This window comes from Buttiauxella ferragutiae (genome assembly GCF_022637515.1).
GTDB lineage: Bacteria > Pseudomonadota > Gammaproteobacteria > Enterobacterales > Enterobacteriaceae > Buttiauxella > Buttiauxella ferragutiae.
The window spans coordinates 756,831-776,177 of sequence record NZ_CP093332.1 but is presented as its reverse complement, the minus strand read 5'-3'; the positions used below and the strand labels follow the sequence as shown (position 1 = coordinate 776,177).

General features: G+C 52.6%; 20 protein-coding genes and 1 riboswitch. Of the genes, 14 read left to right on the top strand and 6 right to left on the bottom strand.

From position 1 onward, the window contains the following. The first annotated feature begins 23 nt into the window (after positions 1–23). The gene (locus tag MNO13_RS03600) at positions 24–587 is read left to right on the top strand and encodes a YqgE/AlgH family protein (RefSeq protein ID WP_064543533.1); all 564 of its coding nucleotides are present in this window, start codon (positions 24–26) and stop codon (positions 585–587) included. Beyond that, positions 587–1,006 (top strand): Holliday junction resolvase RuvX, encoded by a 420-nt coding sequence (ruvX, locus tag MNO13_RS03595; RefSeq protein ID WP_064543531.1) that lies wholly within the window; start codon positions 587–589, stop codon positions 1,004–1,006. Before MNO13_RS03600 ends, ruvX begins: the two co-directional genes overlap by 1 nt. Here the strand turns inward: ruvX and MNO13_RS03590 are convergent. Together MNO13_RS03590 and MNO13_RS03585 are read right to left on the bottom strand one after the other, a co-directional pair. Next, entirely contained in the window at positions 1,003–1,467 is a 465-nt protein-coding gene (locus MNO13_RS03590) for a type II toxin-antitoxin system HicB family antitoxin (RefSeq protein ID WP_241940041.1), read from the bottom strand. The genes ruvX and MNO13_RS03590 overlap by 4 nt on opposite strands. An 84-nt stretch (positions 1,468–1,551) precedes the next feature. Beyond that, positions 1,552–2,586 carry a type IV pilus twitching motility protein PilT gene (locus MNO13_RS03585; protein WP_241939536.1) on the bottom strand — a complete coding sequence of 345 codons (1,035 nt, stop codon included), beginning with the start codon at positions 2,584–2,586 and terminating at the stop codon, positions 1,552–1,554. Positions 2,587–2,601: 15 nt separating this feature from the next. Here MNO13_RS03585 and MNO13_RS03580 point away from each other — a divergent pair, with 15 nt between their 5' ends. Genes MNO13_RS03580 through hemW form a run of 5 tightly spaced genes read left to right on the top strand, consistent with a single transcriptional unit; the run spans position 2,602 to position 5,923 of the window. After that, entirely contained in the window at positions 2,602–3,306 is a 705-nt protein-coding gene (locus MNO13_RS03580; RefSeq protein ID WP_121815739.1) for a YggS family pyridoxal phosphate-dependent enzyme, read from the top strand. 24 nt (positions 3,307–3,330) lie between these two features. Then, entirely contained in the window at positions 3,331–3,885 is a 555-nt protein-coding gene (locus tag MNO13_RS03575; protein WP_064543525.1) for a YggT family protein, read from the top strand. Beyond that, positions 3,882–4,172 (top strand): DUF167 family protein YggU, encoded by a 291-nt coding sequence (gene yggU, locus MNO13_RS03570; protein ID WP_241939535.1) that lies wholly within the window; start codon positions 3,882–3,884, stop codon positions 4,170–4,172. The genes MNO13_RS03575 and yggU overlap by 4 nt, the downstream gene beginning before the upstream one ends. Before the next feature lie 28 nt (positions 4,173–4,200). Then, a complete protein-coding gene (locus tag MNO13_RS03565; RefSeq protein WP_064543521.1) occupies positions 4,201–4,794 on the top strand; it encodes an XTP/dITP diphosphatase in 594 nt (197 codons plus the stop codon). Further along, positions 4,787–5,923, top strand: coding sequence for a radical SAM family heme chaperone HemW (gene hemW / locus MNO13_RS03560; RefSeq protein ID WP_121814905.1), 1,137 nt, complete (start codon positions 4,787–4,789; stop codon positions 5,921–5,923). Before MNO13_RS03565 ends, hemW begins: the two co-directional genes overlap by 8 nt. 358 nt (positions 5,924–6,281) lie before the next feature. Here hemW and MNO13_RS03555 read toward each other — a convergent pair whose 3' ends face one another. Together MNO13_RS03555 and sgrT are read right to left on the bottom strand one after the other, a co-directional pair. After that, positions 6,282–7,460 carry a sugar efflux transporter gene (locus MNO13_RS03555; protein WP_241939534.1) on the bottom strand — a complete coding sequence of 393 codons (1,179 nt, stop codon included), beginning with the start codon at positions 7,458–7,460 and terminating at the stop codon, positions 6,282–6,284. A gap of 161 nt (positions 7,461–7,621) precedes the next feature. Next, a complete protein-coding gene (sgrT, locus tag MNO13_RS03550; RefSeq protein ID WP_074388521.1) occupies positions 7,622–7,798 on the bottom strand; it encodes a glucose uptake inhibitor SgrT in 177 nt (58 codons plus the stop codon). 213 nt (positions 7,799–8,011) lie between these two features. Between sgrT and sgrR the strand changes: the two genes are divergently transcribed. The 4 genes from sgrR to thiQ all read left to right on the top strand — a co-directional run bounded on the left by sgrR (position 8,012) and on the right by thiQ (position 13,253). Continuing rightward, complete coding sequence (gene sgrR / locus MNO13_RS03545) at positions 8,012–9,691, top strand: HTH-type transcriptional regulator SgrR (protein ID WP_064543511.1); 1,680 nt, start codon at positions 8,012–8,014, stop codon at positions 9,689–9,691. A 45-nt stretch (positions 9,692–9,736) separates the two neighbouring features. Beyond that, positions 9,737–9,836: riboswitch (TPP riboswitch) on the top strand. Positions 9,837–9,873: 37 nt separating this feature from the next. Further along, a complete protein-coding gene (thiB, locus tag MNO13_RS03540; protein ID WP_064543509.1) occupies positions 9,874–10,857 on the top strand; it encodes a thiamine ABC transporter substrate binding subunit in 984 nt (327 codons plus the stop codon). Further along, on the top strand, positions 10,833–12,470 hold the full coding sequence (thiP, locus tag MNO13_RS03535; protein WP_121814904.1) for a thiamine/thiamine pyrophosphate ABC transporter permease ThiP: 1,638 nt from the start codon (positions 10,833–10,835) through the stop codon (positions 12,468–12,470). The genes thiB and thiP overlap by 25 nt, the downstream gene beginning before the upstream one ends. Positions 12,471–12,548: 78 nt before the next feature. Next, positions 12,549–13,253, top strand: a complete 705-nt coding sequence (gene thiQ, locus MNO13_RS03530; protein ID WP_064543506.1) for a thiamine ABC transporter ATP-binding protein ThiQ — start codon at positions 12,549–12,551, stop codon at positions 13,251–13,253. Here the strand turns inward: thiQ and MNO13_RS03525 are convergent. Together MNO13_RS03525 and araC are read right to left on the bottom strand one after the other, a co-directional pair. Then, the gene (locus MNO13_RS03525; RefSeq protein WP_064543504.1) at positions 13,250–14,023 is read right to left on the bottom strand and encodes a DedA family protein; all 774 of its coding nucleotides are present in this window, start codon (positions 14,021–14,023) and stop codon (positions 13,250–13,252) included. The genes thiQ and MNO13_RS03525 overlap by 4 nt on opposite strands. Positions 14,024–14,110: 87 nt before the next feature. After that, the gene (araC, locus tag MNO13_RS03520) at positions 14,111–14,956 is read right to left on the bottom strand and encodes an arabinose operon transcriptional regulator AraC (protein ID WP_064543502.1); all 846 of its coding nucleotides are present in this window, start codon (positions 14,954–14,956) and stop codon (positions 14,111–14,113) included. 340 nt (positions 14,957–15,296) lie between these two features. Here araC and araB point away from each other — a divergent pair, with 340 nt between their 5' ends. The 3 genes from araB to araD all read left to right on the top strand — a co-directional run bounded on the left by araB (position 15,297) and on the right by araD (position 19,320). After that, complete coding sequence (gene araB, locus MNO13_RS03515) at positions 15,297–17,003, top strand: ribulokinase (RefSeq protein ID WP_241939533.1); 1,707 nt, start codon at positions 15,297–15,299, stop codon at positions 17,001–17,003. Between the two features lie 10 nt (positions 17,004–17,013). Continuing rightward, positions 17,014–18,516, top strand: coding sequence for an L-arabinose isomerase (gene araA / locus MNO13_RS03510; protein ID WP_133522226.1), 1,503 nt, complete (start codon positions 17,014–17,016; stop codon positions 18,514–18,516). A gap of 108 nt (positions 18,517–18,624) precedes the next feature. Next, a complete protein-coding gene (gene araD / locus MNO13_RS03505) occupies positions 18,625–19,320 on the top strand; it encodes an L-ribulose-5-phosphate 4-epimerase (protein WP_133522227.1) in 696 nt (231 codons plus the stop codon). The last annotated feature ends 27 nt before the right edge of the window (positions 19,321–19,347 follow it).

Below are 19,347 nucleotides of genomic sequence, written 5' to 3'. Positions count from 1 at the left end.
AACCGGAACCAGAACCTCTGACAATGAATTTACAGCATCACTTTCTAATTGCCATGCCGGCGCTCCAGGACCCTCTGTTTAAGCGTGCAGTCGTTTATATCTGTGAATACAGCGAAGATGGCGCAATGGGGATAATCATCAATAAACCTCTCGAAAATCTTCAGGTTGACGGTGTTCTGGAAAAACTCAAAATCGATCCAGAGCCGCGTGACCCAGCCATTCGCCTTGATAAACCGGTGTTTATTGGCGGCCCACTGGCAGAAGACCGTGGTTTTATTCTGCACTCCCCACCGGACTGTTTTGCTTCAAGCATCCGAATTTCAGATGACACAGTGATCACCACATCCCGTGATGTACTCGAAACCATTGGCACCGCAAAGCAGCCAGCCGATATTATTGTCGCGCTCGGCTACTCGTCGTGGGAAAAAGGGCAACTGGAACAAGAGATTTTAGACAACGCCTGGCTCACAGCACCAGCAGACGCGTCGATTCTTTTCCACACCCCTATTTCTGAACGCTGGCGTGAAGCAGCAAAATTAATCGGCATTGATATTCATAATATGCCTAGTGAAGCGGGGCACGCTTAATGAGCAGCGGAACACTGTTATCCTTTGATTTCGGCACCAAAAGTATTGGTGTCGCCATCGGTCAGCGTATTACCCGAACGGCACGGCCTTTAACAGCACTGAAAGCACAAGACGGTACCCCTGACTGGAACGTCATCGAGAAAATCCTTAAAGAGTGGCAACCCGACGAAGTGATTGTTGGCTTACCTCTGAATATGGACGGTACCGAGCAACCGCTTACTGTCCGCGCAAGAAAGTTTGCCAATCGCCTGCATGGCCGTTTTGGTGTAAAAGTTTCGTTGCAAGATGAGCGCCTGAGTACCGTTGAAGCCCGTGCTGGTTTGTTTGAACACGGCGGTTTCCGCGCGCTTAACAAAGGCAGCATTGATTCAGCCTCTGCGGTCATCATTCTTGAAAGCTGGTTTGACTATAACCCTTAGTCTTTTTTGCTATCAGGCATGTCTGAAGACGCACCGATCAGCTCATGCCTTGCCGCGACTGCCAGAAAATGGCTGCGATCCTTGTAACCAGATGACGGCTGTTTTACACGGTTATCAATCCGCTCCAAAAGTGCATCTGGCAGAGAAATATTGATTCGCTGCTGCTTCCCCTCCAAAGCTGACAAATCCACATCCACCAACAGCCACTGCTTGCAGTACGCGTATTCAGGATTTGCCGCATAAACAAATGGCCCGGCATCTTTAAGTTGGGTGATATCCATTCCTCGCTCAACCATGAAATCAACAATCGATAAAATCGCCTCGCGTACCATCAGTGCAATTTCATCTTGATTATCTGCCGCTGAAATACAGCCGAAATCATCATTGCATAACGCAGGAACAATCATGCCATACGCTTCGTTATCGTTTGCAGGCATCTCCACGCCAACAGAAAAAAACATAGGCTTTACTCCTGAATTGGAAGAATCCATTGACCTTCCTTGAGATGAAAATCATACACACACAAACACACAGAAGCAATAATTCTAATCATCGGAATATCCCTCACCCCAGCCCTCTCCCCCAGGAGAGGGAGCAATACCAATACGACCTTCCGCACGTAACCGCGCTTGGCTGTGCGAAAAACTCTGCATGCCATATTGCTGCCCGGTTTGAATCTGCCCGGGCAACTGATGAGCTTTCCCTTCACGGATAAGGCTCGCTACGGCTGGTGTATTCACCAACAACTCGAACAAAGCCACCCTTCCACCCTGGGCATCAAGCTGTAATTTCTGCGCCAGCACCGCTTTTAAACTGCCGGCCAATTGGCTGCGCACCATGTTTTTTTCTTCCGCAGGAAAGACATCCACCAGCCGTTCTACAGCTTGTGCGGCTCCGCGAGTATGCAATGTTGCCAGTACCAGATGGCCTGTTTCCGCAGCGGTGAGCGCCAGGCGTATAGTTTCGCTATCGCGTAACTCCCCCAATAAAATCACGTCGGGATCTTCACGCAATGCCGCACGTAACGCTGCAGCAAACGAGCGGCAATGTGTGCCAGGTTCTCGTTGTTGAATCAGGCAGCGCTTTGATTGATGGACTAACTCAATAGGATCTTCCAGTGTCAGGATATGCCCATCTAGCTGATGGTTGAGATGCTCAACCATCGCCGCAAGCGTGGTGGATTTACCGCTGCCTGTCGCGCCAGTCACCAGAATTAGCCCGTCTGGGGATTGCAACAATTCGGGGATCAACGGTGGAACGTTTAGCGCCTCGAGTTTGGGACAGTCCGACGCCAATAACCGCAAGGCAAGTGAGTTGCCTTGCAGCTGGTGAAAAGCGTTCGCCCGCAACCGTACCCCTGACTTTAGCGTCACGGCGAAATCCACTTGCCCGCTTTCTTCCAGTTGTTCCTTTTGTGCTTTTGACAGCCAGTCATCAAGCAATGCTTGTGGTTCAGGCGCGCCGCCAGGCAGTAGTTCAAGCCGTCCTTGCCGCCGCCAACGAGCAGGAAGCTGCGCGCACAGGTGTAGATCAGAGACATTATGCTTTACACTAAGGGCCACAATTTCTTCGATATCCATATCACTTTCCAACCTATGAACGAGATAACGCACAATCTGGCACAGGTTCAGCACAAAATCTTAGCGGCAACTGAACGCTGCGGCCGTGCTCCAGAAGAAGTTACTTTGCTTGCAGTAAGCAAAACCAAGCCTGCAAGCGCTCTCGCAGAAGCGATTGCTGCCGGCCAACGCGCATTCGGTGAAAACTACGTGCAGGAAGGCGTGGATAAAATTCGTTACTTTGCCGATAACAGTGAAGCCACACTGGAATGGCACTTTATTGGCCCTTTGCAGTCGAACAAAAGCCGTCTGGTGGCTGAACATTTTGACTGGTGCCACACCGTCGACAGGTTACGTATTGCTACTCGTTTAAGCGAACAACGCCCGGTTGAGCTTCCACCGCTTAACGTGCTGATTCAAATCAACATCAGTGATGAACAAAGCAAGTCTGGTATTGCGCTGAGCGAGCTTGAAACGCTTGCGGCTGGTGTCGCTGAATTACCGGGTTTGGTATTACGAGGTTTAATGGCGATCCCTGCCCCTGAGCCTGATTACGAGCATCAGTTAGCGGTTTGCCAGAAGATGGCAGCGGCTTTCGAATCGCTCAAAAACCGCTATGCAACGGTTGATACGTTGTCCCTGGGCATGACCGATGACATGGACGCCGCGATTGCCGCAGGCAGCACCATGGTGCGCATTGGAACCGCTATTTTCGGCGCGCGGGATTACTCCGCTCGTTAATCACCATAATTATTGAGGAACGCCATGCTGACGTTGACTTTCCTGGTCAAAACACTGATTGAACTGTATGTGATGGTGCTATTGATTCGCATCTGGATGCAGTGGTCGCGTTGTGATTTTTACAACCCTTTTGCACAGTTTATCGTCAAGATTACCCAGCCGATTGTCGGGCCACTGCGTCGGATAATCCCTTCAATTGGGCCGATCGATACTTCTTCCCTGTTGGTGGCGTTTATTCTCACCACGCTGAAGTACCCGATTCTGCTGCTTATTCAGGTCGGTGCGCTATCACTTGACCCAATGAACCTGCTGGTTGGCTTGTTATCGTTGCTCAAGTCCGCCGGTACGCTGGTATTCTGGGTGATTATTATTCGTTCGCTGATGAGCTGGATTAGCCAGGGTCGCAGCCCAGTAGAATATGTGCTGATGCAATTAACTGAACCGATGATGGCACCGATTCGCCGCATTATCCCGGCAATGGGCGGGATTGATTTCTCCGCGATGGTGGTGATTTTGATTCTGTATGCGCTGAACTACCTTGGTATGGATCTGTTCCCGGGGCTTTGGTTCTTGCTGTGAGTGCAGTGAGTCAAACCGCAGACGGGCTGGTTTTACGGCTGTACATTCAGCCGAAAGCCAGCCGCGATAGTATTGTCGGGCTGCATGGCGACGAACTAAAAGTCGCCATCACTGCCCCACCGATTGACGGCAAAGCTAACGCCCATCTGGTAAAATATCTGGCTAAACAGTTCAAAGTCGCCAAAAGTCAGGTGCTGCTTGAGAAAGGCGAACTGGGCCGCCATAAACAAATTAAAATTATCGACCCGCAACACATCCCGACGGAAGTCGCGGCATTGCTCGAATAATTACCTAATTTCACAGGATTTTCTCACTATGCAAAAAGTTGTCCTCGCGACCGGTAACGCCGGTAAAGTGCGTGAACTCGCCGATTTACTGAGCAATTTTGGTCTGGATGTCGTGGCGCAAACCGAACTGGGTGTGGAGTCTGCCGAAGAAACGGGCCTGACATTTATCGAGAACGCCATTCTGAAAGCACGCCATGCGGCGCAGATAACGGGTTTGCCAGCCATTGCTGACGATTCAGGTCTGGCGGTTGATGTGTTGGGTGGTGCGCCGGGGATTTATTCTGCCCGCTACGCAGGCTTAGAAGCCTCCGATCAGCAGAACCTCGAAAAGCTTCTGGCTACACTGAAAGATGTACCAGACGAGCAACGCAAAGCGCGTTTCCATTGTGTGCTGGTTTATATGCGTCATGCAGAAGACCCCACTCCGCTGGTTTGCCACGGCAGTTGGGAAGGCCAGATTACCCGTGAAGCTGCGGGTGCCGGTGGCTTCGGCTACGATCCTATTTTCTTTGTCCCGAGTGAAGGCAAAACTGCCGCTGAATTGACTCGTGACGAAAAACGCGCCATTTCCCACCGCGGGCAAGCGCTAAAACTGTTACTGGAAGCAATGAAAAATGGCTAATTTGCCACCACTGAGTCTCTATATTCACATCCCGTGGTGCGTGCAGAAGTGCCCCTACTGTGACTTCAATTCCCATGCACTTAAGGGCGACGTGCCGCACGATGAGTATGTCGCCCACCTGTTGCGCGATCTGGATATCGACGCGCCAATGGCACAAGGACGTGAAATAAAGACCATCTTTATTGGTGGTGGTACGCCTAGCCTGCTTTCAGGAGAGGCGATGCAAAACCTGCTGGACGGTGTGCGTGCGCGCCTGCCGCTGGCAGCCGATGCGGAAATCACAATGGAAGCTAACCCCGGAACGGTAGAAGCTGACCGTTTCGTGAGTTATCAACGAGCTGGCGTGAACCGTATTTCTATTGGTGTGCAGAGTTTCAGCGAGCCTAAGCTCAAACGTCTGGGGCGTATTCATGATTCTGGTGAAGCGAAACGCGCGGCGAATCTGGCAAGCGGACTCGGTTTGCGCAGCTTTAACCTCGATTTGATGCACGGCCTGCCGGATCAATCGCTAGAAGAAGCGCTGGACGATTTGCGCCAGGCAATTGCACTCAACCCGCCGCATCTTTCCTGGTATCAGTTAACGATTGAGCCGAACACTTTGTTTAGTTCGCGTCCGCCAAAACTGCCGGACGACGACGCATTGTGGGATATTTTCGAGCAAGGCGATAAGCTGCTGACTGCGGCAGGTTATCAGCAATATGAAACCTCGGCCTATGCTAAACCGGGTTACCAGTGCCAGCACAACCTGAACTACTGGCGCTTTGGCGATTACCTGGGGATTGGCTGTGGCGCACACGGCAAGGTAACGTTCGAGGACGGGCGCATTGTTCGTACCGCGAAAACACGCCATCCACGCGGTTATATGGAAGGTAAATACCTCGACAAGCAGCACGATGTGGAACAAGCCGATAAACCGTTCGAGTTCTTTATGAATCGTTTTCGTTTGCTCGAAGCGGCGCCACGCAACGAATTTAGCTTATATACCGGGCTTGATGAGTCGGTGATTCGCGCGCAGTTAGATGAAGCGATAGCTAAAGATTACCTGGTTGAGACTGAGGATTATTGGCAGATTACCGAGCACGGGAAGCTGTTTTTGAATTCGCTGTTGGAGCTGTTTTTGGCTGAATAATCAGGCATTGTCTGGCGGATGACGCTTGCGCTTATCCGCCCTACAAAAACCGATTTGCATTACTGGCGGATGACGCTTGCGCTTATCCGCCCTACGAAAACCGATTTGCATTACTGGCGGATGACGCTGCGCTTATCCGCCCTACGAAAACCGATTTGCATTACTGGCGGATGACGCTTGCGCTTATCCCCCCTACGAAAACCGATTTGCATTACTGGCGGATGACGCTTGCGCTTATCCGCCCTACGAAAACCGATTTGCATTACTGGCGGATGACGCTGCGCTTATCCGCCCTATGAAATGCAGTTGTAGGTCGGATAAGCGCAAGCGTCATCCGACATTACTCCAACACCAAAACTTAAATATTCTTCACCCGGCTGGTCAAAACCAACGCAAACACCGCTAACCCGGCAATCAACCAATACACTGAATAATGCCCAAAACTCTCGGTCAGCGCGCCTTGTAAAACCCCCGCCAGAATCACGCCCGTCGAAATACTATTGGTGAACAACGTGGTCGCCGACCCCGGCCTGCCCGGCATCAAATCCTGGAACCACAACATGCCAATCCCGGCAACAATGCCGATAAATACCGCGTTAAATAGCTGAAGCAACAGCAGCGCCGTGCGGCTGTGGAACATAATGAGTCCGACGTAGAACAACACGCCGGCGGCTACGGCAATCACCATCATGCGCCGTTTACCAAAACGCTTTACATAATAGCCCGCAAGGATCATCGCCGGGATCTCAAGCCCCGCCGCCGTCCCCATCAACAGCCCAGCCAGCGATTCGGGCAGGCCTAAATCACTGCTGATCCACAACGGCATGTCGATGATATACATGGTGTTGCAGGTCCACATCAGCATCGAAGCGATAAACAACAGACGGACGTTTTTATCTTTCCAGCCGCTGACCTGGGTAAGCGCCACATCTGCGGGCTGCTCAATCCTTGCGACCGAGGGTAATGCGAAGAAAATCAACGCCAGCGAGATAACAAATATCCCCGCGGCGATAAGAAACATAGTGGTGAAGCCGTAGTTTAATGCCAGCATAAACGATAGCGGCGGGCCAATAACCCAGGCAAGCGAGAGCTGCGCACGCATTATCGAGCTGAACATCACCACTTCACGCGCTGAGTTATCGGCATATTCACGGGCAAGGGCAAATATTTGCGGCATCGCGGTGTTGGCAATAGAGGCGAACATCACGCCAATGGTGATTAACGTCAGGTAATGACGGTTAAAAGCAAAAAGCACACAGTTTGCTACAGCCATCACGCAACAAACCATAATCAGTTTGCGACGATCGCCCCGGTTATCTGAACGCTTCGCCAACGCCAGACTGACGAGGATCCCGGCTATCGCATTGACGGTATAAAACAGGCCAACCCAGAATGGGCGCACTTCCACTTCGCGACTTAAAAACAGGCTAAGAGTGGGCGCCTGGAGTGCCCCCGCAATCCCCATCATGAAAGCCACAATCATAAATGCGGCGTACACCGGGTTAAGGCGTCGTCCTTTGGTCAGAAACCAAATCATGCAGAAAGATCCTTTTTACTTAAGCGGGTGATAAGTGTGCAAGGCCTCGACTATACCCTAAATAATTCGAGTTGCGAGAAGGCGGCACTGCGGCTCGAAGAATGACGGGTATAAAAAAGCCAGCAGTATTAATCTGCTGGCCAGGTGAAAACCACCAATTCTCAGTCACACTTGCTGTCAGCGATTTGGTGCTCTACGAACGCGGACTCCCACTGCATTAAGTTCTCAAGCATCTCCAGACGTTGCTCTGCTTTCAGGCGAGCCAGCCATCCAACAGAAACACTTTGGGTTGCGGCAAAATACTGTTGATAAAACTTAACCACTGGCGACCGTTTCATAAAAACCCCAAATAATTCAAGTTGTGGGAAGGCGGCAAACGCGTGAGTCCCCAGGAGCATAGATAACTATGTGACTGGGGTGAACGCGAGTAGCCAACGCACCAACGACTTGAAGTATGACGGGGTTGTACCTCCTCGCTTTCAACGTTGATGATTATTGGCGTAATATGAGGAAAGTTAAATTGATGAGTTTCTGCCGGGAGTTCCTCTTTTATGTCGTCTGGTCGTCTGCAACAACAGTTCATCCGTTTGTGGCAAAACTTTGAAGGTAAGCCGCAAGAAACGACGTTGAATGATTTGGCCGATTTGCTGAATTGCTCCCGCCGCCATATGCGTACATTGCTTAGCGCGATGCAGGAAAAGGGCTGGCTGAGCTGGAAAGCGGAAGTCGGACGCGGCAAGCGTTCACAGCTTGAGTTCTTGTATACCGGCCTTGCACTCCAGCAACAGCGCGCCGAAGACCTTCTTGAGCAGGACAGGATTGACCAACTGGTGCAGATAGTCGGCGATAAAGCTGCCGTGCGCCAAATGCTGATTTCTCACCTTGGGCGCAGCTTCCGGCAAGGGCGGCATATTCTGCGCGTTCTCTACTATCGCCCGCTGCTCAATCTGTTGCCCGGCTCCGCTTTGCGCCGTTCAGAAACGCATATTGCCCGGCAAATTTTCAGCGGACTGATCCGTATAAATGAGGAAAATGGGGAACTGGAAGCGGATATTGCGCACCACTGGCAACAAATATCCCCATTACACTGGCGTTTTTATCTGCGCCCCGGCATTCATTTTCACCATGGCCGTGAGCTGGATATGCTGGATGTGACGACGTCCCTACAACGCATCAGCTCTTTGCCGCTGTATTCGCATATCACGGAAATTACTTCTCCGACAGCCTGGACGCTGGATATTAAGCTCTCACAGCCCGATAACTGGCTGCCGTGGTTGCTGGGTAGCGTTAACGCGATGATCCTGCCACGCGAATGGCAAACCTTAAGCCATTTTTCCCGCCAGCCAGTCGGCACCGGTCCCTATTCGGTGGTGCGCAATAATACTAACCAGCTGAAAATTCAGGCCTATGACGATTACTTTGGTTATCGCGCATTGATTGACGAAGTGAATTTCTGGGTGCTGCCGGACATTGGCGAAGAGGTCAGCTGTGCGGTGCAATTATCGGGAATGCCCGACAGCGAGAAAGCCGTCGAAAGCCGCCTTGAAGAAGGCTGCTACTACATTTTATTTGATAACCGCTCAAGCGCCGGCAGCAATAAAGAAGTGCGCCGCTGGCTCAGTCATGTGCTGGCACCGATTCATCTGCTGTATAGCGCGGGCGAGCAAAACCAGCAGTACTGGTTCCCGGCTTACGGACTGCTGCCACGCTGGCACCACACGCATCCACAACCAGCCGTCGAAAAACCGGCCGGGCTGGAATCCGTGACGCTGACGTTTTATCGCGATCACGTCGAACATCGGGTAATCAGCAAAGTGATGGAAGAATTGCTGGCACGTGTTGGCGTAAAACTGGTGGTTCAAGAAGTCAGTTATGAAGAGTGGCATCAGGGCGATGCTGTCAGCGATATCTGGCTCAATAGCGCGAATTTCACCCTGCCGTTAGAGTTTTCGCTTTACTCGCATCTTTATGAAGTGCCGCTGATTCAAAAGTGCATTGCTATCGACTGGGAAACGGATACCCGCAACTGGCATAACGGCGAGCTTTCTCTGCCTGAGTGGTGCCAGAACCTGGTTGAAAACAATGATATTTTACCGTTAATCCACCACTGGCTACGCATCGAAGGGCAACGCAGTATGCGTGGTGTGCGTATGAACACACTGGGATGGTTTGACTTTAAATCGGCGTGGTTTGCCCCACCGGAGCCAACCCCCCTGCGGCTTGAAATATGACGGGTATAATGCTTTCGAATCATTCACAAAGTTATTACAATGCACGCGTTCTCAACGGGGTGCTAAGGCGAAAGTCTGGCTGAGATAATACCCGTCGAACCTGATCCGGATAACGCCGGCGAAGGGATTTGAGGCTCTATTCTCAAATGTCCTTTGCCACCCCTAATTCTAAGAGGTGCAAAGTGTTCAAAAAATTCCTGCCGTTGCTGGCACTGATCGCCGCCCCCGTTTTTGCCAAACCCCTGCTGACTGTTTATACCTACGACTCCTTTGCTGCCGACTGGGGGCCAGGGCCTGCGGTGAAAAAAGCCTTTGAGGCTGACTGTAATTGCCAGCTGAAATTCGTGGCGCTGGAAGATGGCGTTTCGCTGCTCAACCGCCTGCGGATGGAAGGTAAAAACAGCAAAGCTGACGTGGTTCTGGGACTGGATAACAACCTTCTGGAAGCTGCCGCGCAGACTAAATTATTTGCGCCGAGCAAAACAGACATTAGCGCGTTGAAGATCCCAGGCGGCTGGACAAACGACACTTTCGTTCCCTTCGATTACGGCTATTTCGCTTTCGTCTACGATAAAAACAAACTGAAAAACCCACCGAAAAGCCTGAAAGAACTGGTCGAAAGTGACCAACAATGGAAAGTGATTTATCAGGACCCGCGCACCAGCACACCAGGCCTGGGCCTGCTGCTGTGGATGCAGAAAGTGTATGGCGATAAAACGCCTGAAGCCTGGGCAAAGCTTGCGAAGAAAACGGTCACCGTCACCAAAGGCTGGTCCGAGGCTTATGGCCTGTTCCTGAAAGGTGAAGGCGATTTAGTGATGAGCTACACCACCTCTCCGGCTTATCACATTATTGAAGAGAAAAAAGATAACTATGCTGCGGCTAATTTTAGCGAAGGGCATTATTTACAGGTGGAAGTGGCCGGACGCCTGGCATCCAGCAAGCAGCCTGAACTGGCTGAAAAATTCATGAAATTTATCACTTCACCGGGCTTCCAGAACACTGTGGCCACCGGCAACTGGATGTATCCGGTGACCGATGTGAAATTGCCTGAAGGATTTAACGGGCTGGTCAAACCGAACAACACGCTGGAATACAGCGCCGCAGAAGTGTCTAAACAACGCGCCAACTGGATTAGCGAATGGCAACGCGCCGTCAGTCGCTAATTCCCGGCTGGCTGATTCCAGGGCTATGTGCCGCCACACTGGTGGTAGCCGTAGCCCTGGCGGCTTTTATGGCGTTGTGGTTTAACGCGCCACAAACCGATATCCGTGCGCTGGTGCAGGATAGCTATTTGTGGCACGTGCTGCGTTTCTCTTTCTGGCAGGCGTTTCTCTCAGCAAGCCTTTCCGTGTTCCCGGCTATTTTCCTCGCTCGCGCCCTGTATCGCCGCCGCTTCCCCGGGCGCGTTGCGCTGTTACGCCTGTGCGCAATGACGCTGGTTCTGCCCGTGTTGGTGGCGGTATTCGGGATTCTGACAGTGTATGGGCGCGAAGGCTGGCTGGCCGTGTTGTGCGCAAGGCTTGGCATCGAATGGAGTTTCTCGCCTTACGGCCTGAAGGGCATTCTACTGGCCCACGTCTTTTTCAACTTACCGATGGCGACACGCCTGCTGCTACAGGCACTGGAAAATATCCCCAACGAACAACGCCAGGTTGCTGCGCAACTGGGCATGCAAGGCTGGAATTTCTTCCGTTTTGTCGAGTGGCCGTGGTTGCGCCGCCAAATTCTGCCCGCTGCGGCACTGATTTTTATGCTCTGTTTCGCAAGCTTTGCCACCGTGCTATCGCTGGGTGGCGGCCCGCAGGCGACCACTATCGAGCTGGCTATCTTCCAGGCGCTGAGTTACGACTACGACCCCGCACGGGCGGCTCTGCTCGCCATGGTGCAGATGGTTTGCTGTTTGGGTCTGGTGCTGATGAGCCAGCGGCTGAGCAGAGCCATTTCAGCCGGCGTCAGCCAAATGCAAAGCTGGCGTGATCCGCAAGATAACCTGCGCCGCAAACTGTGCGACGGGCTACTCATCACCCTTGCTCTCTTGCTGTTATTACCGCCGCTGCTGGCAGTAATCATTGATGGCATCAATAGTGGCTTTAACAGCGTGTTGTCGCAACCGGTACTGTGGCAGGCATTATTTACCTCGTTAAGAATTGCGGTTGGCGCTGGGTTAATAAGCGTGGTCATCACGGTGATGTTGCTGTGGAGCTCGCGGGAATTGCGCCTGCGCAACCGCGCTTTTGCAGGCCAGGCGCTGGAGCTCAGCGGTATGTTGATTCTGGCGATGCCGGGTATCGTGCTGGCGACCGGCTTTTTCCTGCTGCTCAATAACACCGTGGGCCTGCCGCAATCCGCCGATGGCATTGTGATTTTCACCAATGCGTTGATGGCAATTCCCTACGCGCTAAAAGTGCTGGAAAACCCAATGTTAGATGTCGCAGAACGCTACAACAAGCTGTGCCAGTCGCTGAACATTACGGGCGTAAACCGTCTGCGTTACATTGAGTTGCGTGCACTCAAGCGCCCACTGGCACAAGCACTGGCGTTTGCCTGCGTGCTGTCGATTGGTGATTTCGGCGTGGTGGCGTTGTTCGGCAATGAAGATTTCCGCACGCTGCCGTTTTATCTCTATCAACAAATTGGTTCATATCGCAGCCAGGATGGTGCCGTTACCGCGCTTGTCCTGCTGATACTGTGCTTTGCTTTATTCACATTGATTGAAAAACTTCCGGGACGCTATTCCCAAAATGATTCGGGTTGCAGGAAGGCGGCAAGTGAATGAAGACTGGGAACATAGAAAACTATGTTACCTGGATGAATGAAAGCAGCCAACACACCTGCAACTTGAAGGATGAAGGGAATGCTAACGCTAACTGATGTAACCTGGCTCTATCACCATTTGCCGATGCGTTTTTCGATGAAGATTCACGCTGGAGAACGCGTTGCAGTACTGGGGCCTAGCGGCGCGGGGAAAAGTACGCTGCTCAGTTTGATTGCCGGGTTTCTGACGCCCGCCAGCGGGCAGATTATGCTGCATGGCGAAGACCATACCCGCACGGCTCCCGCGCAACGTCCGGTTTCAATGCTCTTCCAGGAGAACAACCTTTTCACGCATCTGACGGTGCGGCAAAACATTGGCCTGGGGTTGAATCCTGGCCTGAAGCTCAATGCCACACAACAGGAACGGCTGAAAACGATTGCCGGGCAAATGGCGATCGGCGAACTGCTCGACCGCCTGCCGTCGCAACTTTCTGGCGGCCAGCGGCAACGTGTCGCCCTCGCCCGTTGTCTGGTGCGCGAACAACCTATTTTACTGCTGGATGAACCGTTTTCGGCACTCGACCCGGCGCTGCGCCAGGAAATGCTCCAGTTGCTTGATGACTTATGCCGACAGCAACAACTGACGCTAATCATGGTGTCACACAGTATTGAAGATGCGGCGCGGATAGCCGAAAGAAGCCTGGTGGTGGTCGATGGCCGTATCGCCTGGGATGGCGACACAGCGACCTTATTGAGCGGAGAAGCCAGCGCATCTGCGTTATTGGGGATAAATGTTAGGAATTAATGTTGCCCGGTAAGCACTTTCCATAAAATGCTACGGTAAATCGGCATCATCGGGTGCATCTGAATCGCGACAAAACTACCAATCGCCAGCGCCGTTATGGCTGGTGCCAGCCAGTGCAAACGCGCTCGTGGTAAATATTTGGTCAAGCTATCCTGACCCGCTTTACCGCTTCGCCACCAGCGCCAGCACAACCATGCCGCCAGCCAGATAACCAACGCCACCAGCAACAACAGCCATTTAAAGCTGCCGCTTTGCATATCCGCAGGAATATCAATCGCCGCACCCGCCAGAATCCCCGGTAGAAAATAGATCGGCGGCCAGAAGATACAGCCAATAATATTCGGCACGATAAATTTAGAAACCGGCAGGTCTAACATGCCCGCCACCATGGGTACCAGCGGGCGCGTCGGGCCAACAAAGCGGCCAACCAGGATGGTAAACATGCTGTGCTGATGCAGCGCATGTTCGGTTTTATCCAGCAGCGCCTTGTTCTTTTTCATAAACGACCAGCGATGCAACGGCGCTTTGAAACGCCCACCCAGCCAGAACGAAATCCAGTCCCCCAACAGGCAACCGACAACCCCCGCAGCCCAGGCGTTATAGAAACCGACCTGGCCGCCGCCAATTAGCGCACCCAAGCCTGCCATCATTACGGTACCCGGCAGGATAAGTCCGACCAGCGCCAGTGATTCCAGGAAGGCCACCAGCATCACCGCAAAAAGCGAATATGCCACTGACTGAGTAATAAAGTGTTCCAGCAAAGCTTCCATAAATCATCCGTCAAGTAACGAGTTGGCGATTCTCCTGAGTGTGATGAGAGGCGTCAAGCCAAGTTTTGTTTGACCCAATTATAGTAATCATTCACATCCTGCACGAAACTCACTCGGGCTGGCACCCGTACATTTCTTAAAGACGCGCGAAAAATAGAGCTGATCTTCAAAACCGACATTACGCCCTACGCTGGCAATTGGCATACGAGTGGTGCTCAGCAACAATTTGGCCTGAAGAATGCGTTGATCCTCACGCCAGCTCAACACACTGACACCCAGTTGCTGGCGGAACAAATGCGACAAGCGTGACGGCGACAAACAGACGTGCTGCGCAACGCTGGCAATATCAAAATGGTGATCGGCCAGATGGTCGCTGATGTACTGGCAGGCATCGCGGACGCGGTTATCCAGCGGTGGATTGAGTGATGCGTTCAGCACTTCCATGCGCCGTAACAGTAGTTGCTCTAACAGGTTAATCGCCAGCAATTCGGCATAGCGCCCTTCCGCCTGTCCGGCTTCAATAATTTGCCCAAACAACTGGGAAAAACTTTGTTGGTGGGCGTCATCCGGGCGGAAAAAACCGGTGTGTGCGAAGATAGGATCCCAGTTTAACCACTCCTGCCAATAAGCCCGTGGGCGGAAGTAAACCCACTGGTGATACCACTCTTTGCTGTCCGGTGCGCGGCCATAGTGGTGCACTTCCCCCGGTGGAAACAGCAGAATATCCCCAGGGCGGCAGACATAGTTTTTCCCCTGGTTATTGATAACCCCTTCACCCCGCACCGTTAAATTCAGGATGTAACCTTTCATTCCTAATGGCCGGTCGATGAAAAAATCCAAAGGCCCTTCAGCTTCTATCGGCGTTAATCCGGCGACTAAGTGGGCGTTAAAAGAGTACCCCGGCAACAAGGGATCATTTTGCAATTCAGGCATCAATAAGCTCACTTTTCAATTGAGTCACAGAAACAATTTGTCCATATCCGTGCTATTCCTTGCCAGGACAACACTGTCTGAACCGTAAACCGTCAGATTTTCATCATAAAGCCGCAACTTACCTGAACCGGTGCTTTTTACCTGGCAATCGAGGGCTTTTGTGAAGATAACCAAAGTGTTTATAAAAGTAGCAGAAATGTCCACATCGATTATTTGCGGAGCGTCACACTTCTCAACGGCACAGCACATTTCTCCATAACTTCAGCGAATACGACCTGACTGTTTTCCGGCATAAAAACTAATGTCATTTGCATAGATAACCAGGTCAGGGAGTTAAAAAATGTCGATTGCGCTGGGCCTCGATTTTGGCAGTGATTCAGTTCGCGCTTTAGCCGTAGATTGTGAAAGCGGTGCCGAACTGGCGACAAGCGTGGAATGGTATCCGCGCTGGCAAGAAAGCCAATATTGCGATGCCGCCAATAACCAATTTCGCCACCATCCACGGGATTACATTGAATCCATGGAGCAGGCGGTAAAAACCGTTCTCGCAGAACTGACCGCTGAACAACGCGCCCGAGTTTGTGGCATTGGCGTCGACAGCACCGGCTCAACTCCCGCGCCGATTGATGCTAACGGCCATGTTCTGGCGCTGACGCCAGAGTTTGCCGACAACCCCAACGCCATGTTTGTGCTGTGGAAAGACCACACTGCCGTTGAAGAAGCCGAAGCGATTACTCGCTTGTGCCACCAGCCCGGGAAAAATGACTATTCCCGTTACATCGGCGGTATTTATTCCAGCGAATGGTTCTGGGCAAAAATCCTGCACGTCACCCGCGCTGACCCAAAAGTGGCACAGGCTGCGGTGTCGTGGATTGAACTGTGTGACTGGGTTCCGGCGCTGCTTTCCGGCACTACTCGCCCGCAAGATATTCGCCGTGGCCGCTGTAGTGCCGGGCATAAATCTTTGTGGCATGAAAGCTGGGGTGGCCTGCCTCCGGCCAGTTTCTTTGATGAATTAGATCCGTTGATTAACCAGAATCTGGATTACCCGATGTTCAGCGAAACCTGGACTGCGGATATTCCGGTCGGCACGCTTTGCTCTGAATGGTCTGAGCGTCTTGGCCTGCCACAAAACGTGGTGATTTCCGGTGGTGCGTTTGACTGCCATATGGGTGCCGTTGGCGCGGGTGCACAGCCCAACACGCTGGTGAAAGTGATTGGCACCTCGACTTGCGACATTTTGATTGCCGACAAACCGACCGTTGGCGAGCGTGCAGTGAAAGGAATTTGTGGGCAAGTCGACGGCAGCGTGGTGCCCGATTTTATTGGTCTTGAAGCCGGGCAATCGGCATTTGGTGATATCTACGCCTGGTTTGGACGCGTACTGGGTTGGCCGCTGGAACAACTGGCGCAACAGCACCCTGAACTGCGTGAACAAATTAATGCCAGCAAGAAGCAATTGCTGCCCGCACTGACAGAAGCCTGGGCGAAAAACCCTTCACTTGAACATCTGCCAGTGGTGCTCGACTGGTTTAATGGCCGCCGCACCCCAAATGCCAATCAGCGTCTGAAAGGCGTAATTACCGATTTGAACCTTGCCACCGATGCACCAGCGCTGTTCGGCGGGCTGATTGCCGCTACCGCATTTGGTGCCCGCGCGATCATGGAGTGTTTCACTGAACAAGGGATCCCGGTCACCAACGTGATGGCGCTTGGCGGGATCGCCCGTAAATCCCCCGTGATCATGCAGGTGTGCTGTGACGTGCTGAATCGCCCATTGCAGATCGTCGCTTCGGATCAGTGTTGTGCATTAGGCGCGGCCATTTTTGCCGCCGTTGCCGCAGGCGTTCACGAGGATATTTCCACCGCGCAACAAGCGATGGCCAGCCAAATCGAAAACACCTTGCAGCCTATCCCGCAACGCGCCGAACGCTTTGAACAACTTTACCGCCGTTATCAGCAGTGGGCTGTTAGCGCCGAACAACATTATCTCCCTTCAGCCCCCGCAGCGGTGACTCCCGCAGCCCAGGCCACAGTGACCCATTAAGGACATAACGATGAACATTTTTGAACAATATGAAGTGTGGTTTGTAATTGGTAGCCAGCATCTTTACGGCGCGGAAACGTTGCGTCAGGTGAATCAACACGCCGAGCAAGTGGTGAATGCACTCAATAAAGAAGCCAAACTGCCATGCAAACTGGTGCTGAAACCTTTGGGAACCACGCCTGACGAAATTACCGCTATCTGCCGCGATGCGAGTTACAGCGATAAATGCGCGGGCATGGTGGTGTGGCTGCATACCTTCTCGCCTGCCAAAATGTGGATCAATGGCCTGAGCATTCTCACCAAGCCGCTGCTGCAATTCCACACCCAGTTCAATGCGCAGATCCCATGGGGCAGCATTGATATGGACTTTATGAACCTGAACCAGACCGCGCACGGCGGCCGCGAGTTCGGTTTTATCGGCGCTCGTATGCGCCAGCAACACACAGTGGTAACCGGCCACTGGCAGGATCCGCAAGCCCATCAACGCATTGGTTCGTGGATGCGCCAGGCAGTGTCTAAACAAGATACTCGCCAACTCAAAGTGGTGCGTTTCGGCGACAATATGCGTGAAGTTGCCGTCACTGACGGCGACAAAGTAGCAGCGCAGATGAAGTTTGGTTTCGCGGTGAACACTTATGCAGTGGGCGACCTGGTGCAAGTGGTGAATGCCGTCAGCGACGGTGACGTTAACGCATTAGTCGATGAGTATGAAAGCAGCTACCGCCTGAGCGCCGCTGCACAAATCAACGGCGACAAACGCCAGAATGTGATTGATGCAGCACGCATCGAATTGGGGATGAAACAGTTCCTCGTACAGGGCGGATTTAGCGCCTTTACCACCACCTTTGAAGACCTGCACGGCCTGAAACAGCTTCCGGGTCTGGCAGTGCAACGCCTGATGCAGCAAGGCTACGGCTTTGCAGGCGAAGGCGACTGGAAAACCGCTGCCCTGCTGCGCATCATGAAAGTGATGTCGACGGGTCTGGAAGGCGGCACCTCTTTCATGGAGGACTACACCTATCACTTCGAAAATGGCAACGATATGGTGCTCGGCTCCCACATGCTGGAAGTTTGCCCGTCGATCGCCATTGCAGAAAAACCGATTCTTGATGTGCAGCACTTAGGGATCGGCGGCAAAGAAGATCCTGCACGCCTGATCTTCTCCACAAAAACTGGCCCGGCGCTGAACGCCAGCCTTATCGATCTCGGCGATCGTTTCCGCCTGCTAGTGAACTGTGTTGATACCGTTGAAGCACCGCATCAGTTGCCGAAACTGCCGGTCGCCAACGCGCTGTGGAAAGCCCAACCAGACCTGCCAACCGCTTCTGAAGCGTGGATCCTGGCAGGCGGCGCGCACCACACGGTATTCAGCCAGTCACTGACGCTTGACGATATGCGCCTGTTCAGCGAACTGCACGGTGTTGAGCTGACGGTGATTGATAACGACACTCGCCTGCCTGCGTTTAAAGATTCGCTGCGCTGGAACGAGGTTTATTACAGCTTCAAACGCTAAGGCGTTTTGCCCCTCACCCCGGCCCTCTCCCCAAAGGGGCGAGGGAGGAAAGAAAGTCCCCTCTCCCTGGGGAGAGGGTTAGGGTGAGGGGAAATCCCGGAGAACGATATGTTAGAACAACTCAAACGCCAGGTACTTGAAGCTAATCTCGCGCTACCTAAACATAATCTGGTGACGCTGACCTGGGGTAATGTCAGCGCAGTCGATCGTGAACGCGGCGTGCTGGTGATCAAACCTTCCGGCGTTGATTACAGCATCATGACCGCCGAAGATATGGTAGTGGTGAGCCTCGAAACCGGTGAAGTGATTGAAGGGAATAAAAAACCGTCTTCCGACACCCCGACTCACCGTTTGCTGTACCTGCAATTTCCGCACATCGGCGGCATTGTCCACACCCATTCACGCCACGCGACCATTTGGGCGCAGGCTGGGCAATCAATCCCCGCTACCGGCACCACTCACGCGGATTACTTCTACGGCACCATTCCTTGCACCCGCAAAATGACTGATGAAGAGATCAATGGTGATTACGAGTGGCAAACCGGCGAAGTGATCGTAAAAACCTTTGCCGAACGTGGAATCGACGCCGCACAAATGCCTGGCGTGCTGGTGCATTCCCACGGCCCATTCGCCTGGGGCAAAGATCCGGTCGATGCGGTGCATAACGCAATCGTTCTGGAAGAAGTGGCGTATATGGGCATATTCTGCCGCCAACTCGCACCAGAATTATCCGATATGCAGCAAACGCTGCTCGATAAACATTATTTGCGTAAACATGGTGCGAAGGCTTATTACGGGCAGTAAACCGCTGTACATAAAATCAGTAATCCT